Annotated in this window: 15 protein-coding genes and 2 pseudogenes; 3 read left to right on the forward strand and 14 right to left on the reverse strand. The window is 47.5% G+C overall.

What is annotated here, in order from left to right; all coding sequences use genetic code 11:
- Positions 1-105 precede the first annotated feature (105 nt).
- The 3 genes and pseudogenes from ACGCCZ_RS01645 to ACGCCZ_RS01655 all read right to left on the reverse strand — a co-directional run bounded on the left by ACGCCZ_RS01645 (position 106) and on the right by ACGCCZ_RS01655 (position 1832).
- Complete coding sequence (locus tag ACGCCZ_RS01645) at positions 106-360, reverse strand: hypothetical protein (protein ID WP_411655131.1); 255 nt, start codon at positions 358-360, stop codon at positions 106-108.
- Between the two features lie 55 nt (positions 361-415).
- Positions 416-1049, reverse strand: a pseudogene (locus ACGCCZ_RS01650) (DUF2848 family protein).
- 14 nt (positions 1050-1063) lie between these two features.
- Positions 1064-1832, reverse strand: a pseudogene (locus ACGCCZ_RS01655) (carbon-nitrogen family hydrolase).
- A 450-nt stretch (positions 1833-2282) separates the two neighbouring features.
- Between ACGCCZ_RS01655 and ACGCCZ_RS01660 the strand changes: the two are divergent.
- Complete coding sequence (locus tag ACGCCZ_RS01660) at positions 2283-2921, forward strand: hypothetical protein (RefSeq protein WP_411655132.1); 639 nt, start codon at positions 2283-2285, stop codon at positions 2919-2921.
- Between the two features lie 236 nt (positions 2922-3157).
- Complete coding sequence (locus ACGCCZ_RS01665; protein ID WP_411655143.1) at positions 3158-3349, forward strand: amidohydrolase family protein; 192 nt, start codon at positions 3158-3160, stop codon at positions 3347-3349.
- Positions 3350-3567: 218 nt separating this feature from the next.
- Here the strand turns inward: ACGCCZ_RS01665 and ACGCCZ_RS01670 are convergent, their stop codons facing one another.
- From ACGCCZ_RS01670 to ACGCCZ_RS01700, 7 genes are all read right to left on the reverse strand, one after another.
- Positions 3568-3798: a hypothetical protein gene (locus ACGCCZ_RS01670; protein WP_411655145.1), complete on the reverse strand. Its 231-nt coding sequence runs from the start codon at positions 3796-3798 to the stop codon at positions 3568-3570.
- 40 nt (positions 3799-3838) lie between these two features.
- A complete protein-coding gene (locus ACGCCZ_RS01675; protein ID WP_411655133.1) occupies positions 3839-5071 on the reverse strand; it encodes a tripartite tricarboxylate transporter permease in 1233 nt (410 codons plus the stop codon).
- 257 nt (positions 5072-5328) lie between these two features.
- A complete protein-coding gene (locus tag ACGCCZ_RS01680; protein WP_411655134.1) occupies positions 5329-5562 on the reverse strand; it encodes a hypothetical protein in 234 nt (77 codons plus the stop codon).
- 77 nt (positions 5563-5639) lie between these two features.
- Positions 5640-5804, reverse strand: coding sequence for a hypothetical protein (locus ACGCCZ_RS01685; protein WP_411655135.1), 165 nt, complete (start codon positions 5802-5804; stop codon positions 5640-5642).
- Positions 5797-6918: a tripartite tricarboxylate transporter substrate binding protein gene (locus ACGCCZ_RS01690; protein WP_411655144.1), complete on the reverse strand. Its 1122-nt coding sequence runs from the start codon at positions 6916-6918 to the stop codon at positions 5797-5799. Before ACGCCZ_RS01690 ends, ACGCCZ_RS01685 begins: the two co-directional genes overlap by 8 nt.
- A gap of 60 nt (positions 6919-6978) precedes the next feature.
- Positions 6979-7299: a hypothetical protein gene (locus ACGCCZ_RS01695; RefSeq protein WP_411655136.1), complete on the reverse strand. Its 321-nt coding sequence runs from the start codon at positions 7297-7299 to the stop codon at positions 6979-6981.
- A gap of 46 nt (positions 7300-7345) precedes the next feature.
- Positions 7346-7858, reverse strand: coding sequence for a hypothetical protein (locus tag ACGCCZ_RS01700; protein WP_411655137.1), 513 nt, complete (start codon positions 7856-7858; stop codon positions 7346-7348).
- 282 nt (positions 7859-8140) lie between these two features.
- Between ACGCCZ_RS01700 and ACGCCZ_RS01705 the strand changes: the two genes are divergently transcribed.
- Positions 8141-8416, forward strand: coding sequence for a hypothetical protein (locus ACGCCZ_RS01705; RefSeq protein ID WP_411655138.1), 276 nt, complete (start codon positions 8141-8143; stop codon positions 8414-8416).
- Between the two features lie 136 nt (positions 8417-8552).
- On the opposite strand, the gene ACGCCZ_RS01710 is transcribed toward ACGCCZ_RS01705, so the two are convergent.
- The 4 genes from ACGCCZ_RS01710 to ACGCCZ_RS01725 form a co-directional block, all read right to left on the reverse strand.
- Positions 8553-8714 (reverse strand): hypothetical protein, encoded by a 162-nt coding sequence (locus tag ACGCCZ_RS01710; RefSeq protein ID WP_411655139.1) that lies wholly within the window; start codon positions 8712-8714, stop codon positions 8553-8555.
- Positions 8715-9082: 368 nt separating this feature from the next.
- Positions 9083-9502 carry a hypothetical protein gene (locus ACGCCZ_RS01715; RefSeq protein WP_411655140.1) on the reverse strand — a complete coding sequence of 140 codons (420 nt, stop codon included), beginning with the start codon at positions 9500-9502 and terminating at the stop codon, positions 9083-9085.
- Between the two features lie 142 nt (positions 9503-9644).
- Positions 9645-10163, reverse strand: coding sequence for a hypothetical protein (locus tag ACGCCZ_RS01720; RefSeq protein WP_411655141.1), 519 nt, complete (start codon positions 10161-10163; stop codon positions 9645-9647).
- A 30-nt stretch (positions 10164-10193) separates the two neighbouring features.
- Complete coding sequence (locus ACGCCZ_RS01725) at positions 10194-10661, reverse strand: hypothetical protein (RefSeq protein ID WP_411655142.1); 468 nt, start codon at positions 10659-10661, stop codon at positions 10194-10196.
- Between the last annotated feature and the right edge of the window lie 341 nt (positions 10662-11002).

The raw sequence follows: 11002 nt of genomic DNA on the forward strand, positions 1-11002 counted from the left end.
TTACTGGTTCGGTTATGCCAGGCCGATATTAACCAGAACGACTTCCATACTGGTGTGAGTTTTCGCATTTATCGTGAAACGCTTTCGCGTTTTTCGTGCGCCGCTTCACCGTTCATTGCCCAGGGCATTGTTGGGGTAGATTTCCACTTGGACCTTGCCGTTGGTCAGTTCTTCCACTTTCTGTTTGAAATACTTTCCATAGACCGTGTATTGATGTTCATTGTTGCCCGTAGACCCAAATTTGATCTTGTAGACCCCGTTCTTATCGGGACCCTTCTGGGCCCCGCTGCAGCCAGCGGTCAAAAGAAGCCCCAGGGACAGGAGGATTGCTCCCGCCATCTTTAATTTTTTCCCCAACATCACCGTTCCTCCTCTCCAATCTCATGGACAGAATACTGGAATGAAAGCGTTCTGTTTAAAACCGGATCCACCATCTCCCCTCTGATTGTGTCCCGAAGACAAATCCGCTTTTCACAGGAACCGTCCCAGAGAAGATTACGCTCCGTTCTACGGCCCCCACCCGTTTATGGAGTTCTCCCAGGATGGTATCCACCGGCAGGGATATCTTCAGTCCCCCATCCTGGTACATTTCTTCTTTGCCATCCACCACCTGATAGGAATGCAGCAGGATCTGGTCCCAATGGTCTTTCACGTCTTCATAATCCCAGACCAGGGCCAGATGGGTTTGGGGCAGACCTGTTTTGCTTTCGGCACGCTTTCCCCTTCCAACTTGCGGTCCGTGTGATCGCTGCCCAATCCGATATAGATCTTATCCCCCTGGGTCACGATGACATATTCCACTTCCCGCAGGTATCATGGCCCACAAAGTGGATGTCCAGATCTTTGGTCAGCAGCATATTGGACATTTGGAAGATGGTCGGGATCATTTTCGGTGCAGGGACCCCGAATCTTTCTTTCAGTTCCTGGATATGCTCCATGGTCTTGGCCGTATTCCGGCCGGAATATCCGATAGCGAACAGTTCATCATAAACGATGTCCAGATCCTTCAGTTCCCCATTTTTCACCAGTTGAAAACGTACCGTAGACATATGTTTTGGCCTCCTTAAAATTTTTTATACAGATCCGGTCTCCGGTCCCGGAATACATTGATGGATGAACGGATTTCCTGCAGTTTGCTGAAGTCGATCTCTCCCGTAAAGATTTCTTCCTGGGTCCCCCCCTGCTTGATGGTTTCGCCCCAAGGATCAAGGATGACAGAGCGGCCGCCGTAGACCGTTTTTCCAGCTGTTCCGCAGGAATTGCAGGCCGCTACGAACAGCTGATTCTCCACGGCCCGAGCAGCCGTCAGGAGCTGCCAGTGGAAGCTGCGCACAGCTGGCCATTGGGCACAGATGAAGAGGATCTCGATATCTTTCAGAGCCAGTGCCCAGTGCCAGTTCCGGGAAACGGATATCATAGCAGATGATAATCCCGCATTTGTGTCCATCTGCATTCAAACGTACAGAGATGGTCCCCTTTTGATAGTAGGCATCTTCCTGCATAGGCGTAAAAACATGGATCTTATCATATTCCCCAACGCAAGAACCGGTCCTGTCAAAAATGAAGGCAGAATTATAGACTTTTCCGTCTTTCACATTCGATACAGAACCGGCAACAATATCATATGGAGTTCTTTGGCCAAATCTCCGATCCTGGTCTTTGTTTCTTCCCCTTCATGATCACAGAGCTCCGCCAAGATTTTCCACAGGGAAAAAGCCTGTATTCCAGGTCTCCGGCAGCACAATGACATCCGGCTGTTCTTCAGCCGCTTTGCGGATGAGTTCTTCTGCATGGAGGAAATTGGCTTTGGGATCTGCAAATTTCATATCCATCTGAACAATCGACGTTTTCACTTTCCTTTCAGCTCCTTTTAAAGATGTGATATGTAATATATTACTTTCTTTCTCACAATAATAGGATATCAAGAAAAGATTTTCCCGTCAATCCCCATTTTATCTGTTCTTTTTTCTTTATTTATGAATGTACGATTTGTTACACGAGTCTTTCTTCCCTTGATTTTCCATGGATTTCACATAGATATTCCCCTATTTTTCTCTCTACTTCTTTATTTTTCATGTTTTATTTTATGAATATTTGTGTTTAAATTTATATAATAGTTCGTATTCATTGTGTATCCAATCCTTCACAGAGTCCTGGATACAACGGCTTTTTTCCCGGATATCTTACCGGAGATCAATCCATGGGTATTGTAATCTTCCGACCTGATAGGTATACTGGAATCAACGTATGATGAACGGATCGAGAAACAGTGAGGTGGTACTATGCTGGTCATCAAACAGGCACGATTGTATGCTCCTGAGCCGGAAGGCATCCAGGATATCCTGGTGGAAGGCGGGAAAATCGTCCGGATCGCTCCTTCCATCAATGAATATGATGGGATTGGAGAAGTGGAAAAATTGCAGCTGGACGGCCGCCGGCTGGCCCCCGGGTATATCGACTGCCATGAGCACATTACGGGAGGAGGCGGGGAACAGGGTCCCCGGACACGGGTGCCGGAAGCCCAGCTGAGCACGATCTTCCGATGCGGGGTCACAACGGTCCTGGGGCTTTTAGGAACGGATGGGATCACCCGGAGCCTGGAAAATCTCCAGGCAAAATGCCAGGCGCTGAATGAAGAAGGCCTGTCCTGTTATATGCTGACCGGGTCCTATGCCTATCCTAGCCCCACGCTCACCGGGGATGTGGAACGGGACATCATGCTGATCCACGAAGTGATCGGAGTGAAAGTGGCCATGTCGGATCACCGCAGTTCCAATATCACCGGGGAAGAGACTGATCCGCCTGGGCACCCTGGCCCGGCGGGGCGGCATGCTGGCGGGCTGCGCCGGTTTGGTCACCATCCATACCGGAAGCGGCAAAGCCGGCCTGGCCCCCATCTTCTATGCCCTGGAAAAAAGTGACCTGCCCCTCTCCACCTTCCTGCCCACCCATATAGGCCGGAATGATGATCTATTCTCCCAGGCCCTTACTTATGCCAAGATGGGAGGCCGGATCGACATCACTGCCGGTTCTTCAAAAGAAGCCAACGAAAAAGTTGCCGATAAAATCTGTCGGTATCTGGAAGAAGATCCCCAGCTACAGCAGCTTTCTCTTTCCAGCGACGCCTATGGAGGCCCAGCCCCGGTTCAATGAAAAGATGGAGTGCATCGGCCTCACCTACGCCACGCCCCACTCCCTCCATGAAGTCATCCGGATCCTGGTGGAAGAACGCCAGGTCCCACTGGAAACCACCCTCCATCTCCTGACCACCAATCCCGCCCAGAACATGGGCCTGCAGCAGACCAAGGCAGGAATTGCCCCAGGCTATGATGCGGATTTCGTAGTCTGACGATGATGCTTTGGCCATCACAGGTGTCCTGGCCAAAGGGAAAAAGGCCGTCTGGGAGGGAAAGGTGCTGATGAAAGGGACGTTTGAAGAGTGATCACCTATATCCAGTCATCAAGTGACTAATGCTATGCTGACAGTCCCCATGAAATAAATAAAAGACTGGAGCAGTTCCCGGCCATTATTTCCGGAAACTACCCCAGTCTTTTCCATTTTTATTTTTATTCTTTTTCGCCCAGCGTATTTTCCCCGTGGTTTTTATACTTATTTTTCAACACATAAGCTACACAGAGGAAACCAGCAACCAGGAAAGCCAAAGAAATAGGTCTGGTAAAGAATACGCTGATGCTTCCTTCACTGGCCTGCAGAGCTCTCCGCAGGTTTTCTTCCGTCATACCGCCCAGGATGAACCCAATGATCAGCGGTGTGCTGGGGATCTTCAGCATTTTCATCACAACCCCCAAAGCTCCGAACCCCAGGATGCACCAGACATCAAACATCCGTGAACTGCTGGAATAGGCTCCCACTACAACAGCAAACCATGACGATGGGCAGCAGGATGTGTTTCGGCACATCTAGGAGCTTGACGAACATGGGCAGTGCGCCCCGTTCAAAGACAAGCATGGCCAAAGTAGCCACAATCAAGGCAAAAAAGATTCCATATACATAAACGCCACTCTTTTGGAAAATCAGCGGACCAGGGTTGATCCCATGGATAGTCAATCCACCCAATAACACAGCCGCCACAGTATTTCCAGGAATCCCCATGGTCAGCAGAGGGATTAACGATCCCCCAATCACTGCGTTGTTGGATGTTTCGGATGCAATGACACCATCTACGATGCCCGTGCCAAACTTTTCCGGATATTTGGAGCTGTTCTTGGCGGCCGTATAGGAAAGAAGCCCTGCCACGTTCCCGCCAATACCGGGCAGGATTCCAACAACAATCCCAATGATGGAACTGCGGATCATGTTTACGATTTGGTCTTTGAACTCGACCAGCGTAATTCCAAAGCCTTTCAAATGATAGGCCTTCTTGCCATAAGCATCATCCAAATGTTTCCGGCCCAGGCCAGCCATCATAATATCCGTTACAGCAAAAATTCCAACCAGCAGAACAATGATATTGAAGCCACTCATCAAATCCGTACTGCCAAAGGTGAAACGGCTCAACCCATCAATGGGAGCCAATCCAATCAAAGCAAAGCTGATGCCCAAAAGACCGGCCAGAAGCCCTTTGATCAAGGAATTCCCAGAAAGGCTGGCTATGATGGACAGAGAGAACACTGCAATAGCAAAATATTCCACAGGCGTAAATTTCAGCGTCAGTGCTGCCAGATAGGGAGAAATAAAAATCAGAGCTACGATACTCAGCAGAGAGCCTATAGCAGAGTAAAGGATCCCTGCTCCCAGAGCTTTCCCAGCTTCTCCTTTTTCCGCCATGGGACCGCCATCCAGTACAGTAGCAATAGAAGAAGGAGTTCCAGGTATTTTCAATAAGATAGCAGAAATCAGCCCTCCAGAAATCCCGCCCATATATAGTCCGATCAGCAGCGAAATCCCATTGGTCGGCTCCAGACCGAAAGACAAGGGCAGGAACAGGACCACCGCCATGGTAGCTGACAATCCCGGGATGGACCCGAAAATAATCCCCACCACAACGCCCAGAGAAATCAAGGCTAAACAGGTTGGATTGCACACATTGACCAACGCTTGCATTATCATAAGAAACGGAACCTCCTTCTAAAAGTCCAAGATGCCAGTAGGCAATGGCATACCGATCAAGTATACGAATATCCCATAAACAGCTATTGACGTCAATACAGAAATAATGGCAAATAAAGGGAGTTTCCCGATTCTTGTCATTGCTGAGCACTGTAATCTGTAGGAACAGATAAATCGTACTGGAAAGGATAAAGCCCAACGTATCGAACAGCGCTGCATACCCGAGCATGCAGGCTACGGTCAGCAGCATGCCTTTCTTATCCATCGTCTCCCTCTTCTGTTGCCTGTCCATTTTTAGAGCCCATTACCAACGTCAGGATCAGTTCTAGCAGCGCCATCAGGATCATCGTGATACCAACGACTTTGGGAAAGAATCCGGATCCCAGGTCTTTGGCCATGATTACCTTGATTTGAGTCGCTTCAAAATAGATAAGAGTCCCGATCGCCAGGAAAGCAACTGAACAAATCAGGTTCTTTGTTTTCTCTGTCATTATATTTTCACCTCTGCAAAAAACAGGGGCCTTGCCAATGCAGGATTTCTGCACCCCAAGGTCCCTGCTCCAACCACTTACTTTTCGTTGAATGCTTTTGTCATATCATCCACTAATTTAGTATCTTCTTTAACCGTAAGACCCCCATTCCGATATACAGAAACAGCACAATATTTTTCCAGCGCGCTCTTGAAATCCGGATCTTTAGAGATTTCTTCCAAGGCACCGGACAGCTTATTCACGATAGCCGGATCCGTACCTTTCGGGCAACTTCAGTTCATAGCTCTTCTGTGCTACGATATCGAAGCCCTGAGACTTGAAAGTAGGGATATTGGGGGCAGCAGGCATCGGATTTTCAGCACAGACACCCAGGACGATGAAGTCGCCTTTTTCAATATAGTCACGGACATTCAGATAGTTGGCAGCCAACACATCAGCCTGACCGCCAAGGAAAGCCGCCATACGTTCTGCAGCGCCAGCTCCTACATCCAGCATATTCATTTTGATACCCATGGTTTTTTCCATCCGGACACCTACATAGTGAGTTACGGCACCATAGACTTGGGCATATCTTACTTTACCAGGGTTTGCTTTTGCATAGGCAATGAAGTCGTTCAGATTCTTCCACCCAGAGGATTTTTTTGCCACTACGGTGTATGTATTATCTTGAACAATGGTCCCTGCGGTTGCATAATCTTTGTTAAAATCAAAGTCAACCGTTTTCGTGGCCTGTTGGGCAGTTTGGGATCCGCTGCGTCCAAAAAGGATGGTATATCCATCCGGTTTGGCAGTCATCACGTTGCTTCTCCCTACAATGCCCGATCCTCCGGCCTGGTTCACGACGACAAAGGTCTTCTTGAACTTATCTGAAAGTTTTTTGGCTACCAATCTGGCGTAAATATCTGTATCACCACCGGCATTCCAGGGTACCACTAGGTTAACGGCTTTTGTCGGCCACTTCACATCCCCTTTGGCAGCCGATTTTTTATCAGCCCCTTTTCCGCCGCAGCCAGCCAGCACCATCATGGACAAAGCCAGTAACCCGATTTTTTTGAACATTCCTGTTTTCATCATTTTCTCTCCTTTCAATTTAAAACAGCTTAAAACAGCAAATCCCGATACGCAAATCTTTCCCTGTTTGATTGTCATCATAGGTTTATATAGCAGCTTGCCCTTTCGCAGCTGTCTTTCCGGAACATAGTAAGGCCGATCTCCAAACTCATTTTCCCATTCCACTGGCTTCAAGATAGCTACATCTGCATCTGTTCCAGGTGCCAATGACCCAATGGTATCCAATCTTCCCATGACCCGAGCCGGATTTTCCGTACATCTCCGAAGGGCTTCATAGAAATCAATCCCTAAGAATGTGTATTTGGAGAGCTGTCATAGCCAAATTGAACGAAGTCGGTCTCTGATTCATGCTGAACTGGGTAATATCAGTAGCGATGATATCCGGAAGAATCCCTGGGCAATCGCAGGTTCACTGACTTCAAAAGAAAAGTGTGCCCGGGCATCTGCCGCTTCGAAGATCACTCCCCGTTCCCGAGCTGCATAAGCTTCCGGGATAACTTTCTTCGTTTCATCCAAAAGAGTTGGCCCAATATTTTGGTACATATGGGTCAGTACATCTCCCGGCCGCAGCCGTCGGATCACTTCTCCTAAAGGACCAGGTGGATTGGTGCAATGTACCATAATGGGAACACCTATTTTCTCAGCGATTTCCAAAGTACGATCCAAGGACGGAAGCCAAATTCTTTTACGATATTTTTGCTGGTCCGGATTTTTAGCCCTTCAAACTCCCAGGAAACTTGGCAAAGATTTCGGCGATCCGCCCTTCATCAAAAGAATCCGGATCGAGATTTTCCAAATGGGGCAAGGTAGCCAGACCGGTTGCACAAATATTTAAATAAGGACGGATCTGCAGTAAGGTTTCTGACTGGATAAAAGTCCGATATCCTTCATAAGTCGCATATCCAGTACTTCCTGCATCCACTACAGTTGTAACTCCTGCAGCGAAGCAAAGGGATTCTGACGGGATTCCTGTCTTCATCAATGGATAGATGTGCGAATGATGATCAATCAGTCCGGGTACCACATAACACCCTTTTGCATCGATTACAAAATGGGTTTGTTCCTGCGAAAAATCTCCTAGGTCCAAAATTTTTCCATTTCGAATTGCAACGTCCGTCTTCTTTTTTAAATGAGTGGCAGATCTAAAACAAGGCCATTTTTTATCAGTAAAGTATCTTCCTCCATGAAACTCCCCCTTTACAGATGATATAACTTCTTTTATCATTTGATATATTCTGTAAATTCCACCTTTTCTTAATTTCTATCCGTATCATACCGCCTTCACGGTACAAAGTAAAACAACATCTATTTGCGAAATCAACAAATAAATTTTGTAGTCAATCAATGTGAAGAGCTCTTTATAACAATTGATTATTCATCCCGTGCAGCAAGGGTTTTATCAATTGTCTTACTTCCATTTTGTTTCGTGAACTCTTACCAACAGACTCTGGATCCTATACCAAAAAAAATCCAGAGTCTGCAAAAGCCATCTCTCAGTTAACTTTATATGATTTTTACGATATTATTTTCCAAATACAACGTCGCTGAAATTCCGTTCTGGATGCCAAAAGAATTTACGTGCAAGAATGTAAAAAACCAGCCACAGCACAAAACTGCCTCCCAGCATTATCGCAGCCCGGCAGCACAGAAGCCAGCATGGGACCGAACATCACATAAGGCAAAGACCAAGGATAGCATAGAGCTGCTGAAGAAGCAGCTGATTCCTGCCCGGTCGTTTCAAAATTACGGATCCGCAACCCGCAGCAACATGGCAACCCGGTAGCCAAGACTCCACTCTCCAGTCCATAGAGCGCCCATGGTCCTTTCAAACGAAGCCTCATCGAACATCTTATAGCCGAAGTAGAAGTTTACCCATACATTGATAACAATCATAGAGATAATGACGACCAGCAAGGGGATCATATACAATGCAAAGACTTTTGAAAGAGAGTGATGGCAATCGCGGAACAAACCAGAAAATCAAGTGCCACCCCAGCAATCCGGCTGATTGTAGGACGGTCGATATAATCCGCCAAGCCCAACCGTTTTAGGATCTGTGAAAGCAAAGCTCCACAAATCATGGCACAAGCAAACAAAGGGATTTGCTTCAGCAGAGGATGGACCCAAGAAAGGCTTCGGGAAAGGATACTGGCCATACCCAGGATGATTCCTACAAAAGCCAGTTGAAGAGCCAACGGATCTAGGGCGTGGTTCTAAGTGACCCCTTTTCCAATAGGTTTCCGCTTCTCCACCGGCACAATCCTCTTCTTTGATATCCACTGGAACGTCCTGCGGTTTGGAAACCTTCTGCGCATAACCACGGCGGACCCCGATGCCGATGATGATCATCCCAACCACAATCCCGGAAATCAGTCCCGCTGTAGCCATAGTGTTGGCCACAGCAAGACCGTCAGGCCAACCGGCTTCTACTAAAGCAGCTCCTGCAGCATTAGCGGTTCCATGCCCCCCCATGAAAATCCGTATGCGGAAATCGAATCCAAAAGCAAGGGGCAGATTGGGCAAAAAATGCATCAGTAAACATGGTCAGTCCTGATCCCACACAGACCTGCGTCTGATGGACCAGCCCGCCTTGATTTACTGCAGACAATGCAATCCGTCCAAAATTTTTAGAAGATTGGGTACCGAAAAAAGATAATACCTGAAACCACGTTCGCCAGAATACCAGGCCGTACTCGGCTAATCGTTTTGCCCAATGGCAAAGAAACTCCGGCAAAATGCCCCAGGATTCTGTGGACCCAATAGAAGGCCTGACAAACCCGCCAATTAATGAAGACTGGAAGATACAGGTTCTGGATGCATTTAACTTTTTTTTCGGATAAATCATACCAATGAGGAGCAGCAGACTCAACGTCAAGATCTGCAAATACGACTTTAATAGTATTCATGATAAGCCTCCCTTAAAAATCGAATTGCCGGTAAACGACTTTCCCCTGTAGCAGAGTCATTGGGGGACCAGCAGCTCCTTCAGTTCCACCTGTCCAGACGGTCTTTCATTCGGCCATGGTAAATTTTCTTCCGGAAAATAGCCACATCACCACAGACACCAGGTTCCAGCGTTCCCAGCCATTTTTCTTCTCCAGCGCTTGAGCAGCCCGATAAGTTACAGCCTTGATGACTTGCACCAGCGGTACCCCCAGAGCCAAATATTTGCTTAAAATCCGTGGAAGGCCAAATACTCCCGGCTGAAAAAGACTTCCTTGAACCAAATCCGTACTAATAGTATCTGGCAGAAAGTTTTCCTGCAGTGCCTGGCGGATCACGGGAAAGGCGTAGTGGACTCGCGCATCGGCCGCATCGAAAATCACTCCTGGTTTCTGGCTTGCAAATACGCTCGGACTCAAAGTCCCACTTTCTGTCTGGATGCTATAGCCTCGTTGAGCAAATACATGGGTATAGATATCTCCCTTGTTAAAGAAGAGGATAGTAATTGATCCACAGGCGCCGGAGTTGGTAGTATGGACAACCATTCGCGAACCGACTTGCCTGGAGACTTCCACTGCCTTTTCCAAGGACCAGCCCATTCCCCCACTACTTCCTGGCTAATACGCAGTTTTATGCCCTTCAATCCTTGAGGATATTGGTTCAACATTTGCCTCATGTCGGGAGATATCTGTATGAGAAGGTATCAAGTCCTCCGGATATCGGCTGGTAATCAAACCTTGTGTGGAAAGATTCACTGTAGCGAACAGATGCATCTGACTCCTGGAAAGAATAGAATCATGAAAGACTTGAAATGTAGCAGAGCCAGAACTTCCCTGGTCGACGGCGGCAGTCACTCCCATGGGAAGCAATGTCAAATCCGGCATCACTCCGTTTTCCGTCCCTCCATGGAAGAGATGGACATGGCTATCGATCAATCCTGGTGTCACAATACATCCAGCTGCATCGATGATTTCTCTAACTTCCGGGACACTGCCACTGTAATCCACTCCTGCAATCTGATTCCCTTCCAGCAGCACGGTTGCCCATTTTTTCTGTTTCTCTGACAGGATCAATGATGGTCCCATTGACGATTGCCTTATCCATACATATCCTCCTTTACTTTTGCTGATTCATTCATTTTTTCTGGGGCACACTTTAGATCACTTTGTATTTTCAGACTATTTTAGGTTCGACATCTCTGATTTTTAGAAAAATGAAGTGGACGTCTGCAGCATTCCTGTATCTGTCCACTCAAGAGGGGGCAAGCATCTTTGGGGCTATCTTATTTATTCACCACAAACTTCAAGGGCTTTCCTTCTGCCACCGATTTCAAGTTTTCCACAATCATGGGGATAATGAGATCGCCGATATCGTTGGCCGTGCCGCCTACATGGGGTGTCACGATGATATGGGGGTCTTTCAGCAA

It is taken from the genome of Anaeromassilibacillus sp. SJQ-1, from assembly GCF_046693725.1.
Lineage (GTDB): Bacteria > Bacillota > Clostridia > Oscillospirales > Acutalibacteraceae > Anaeromassilibacillus.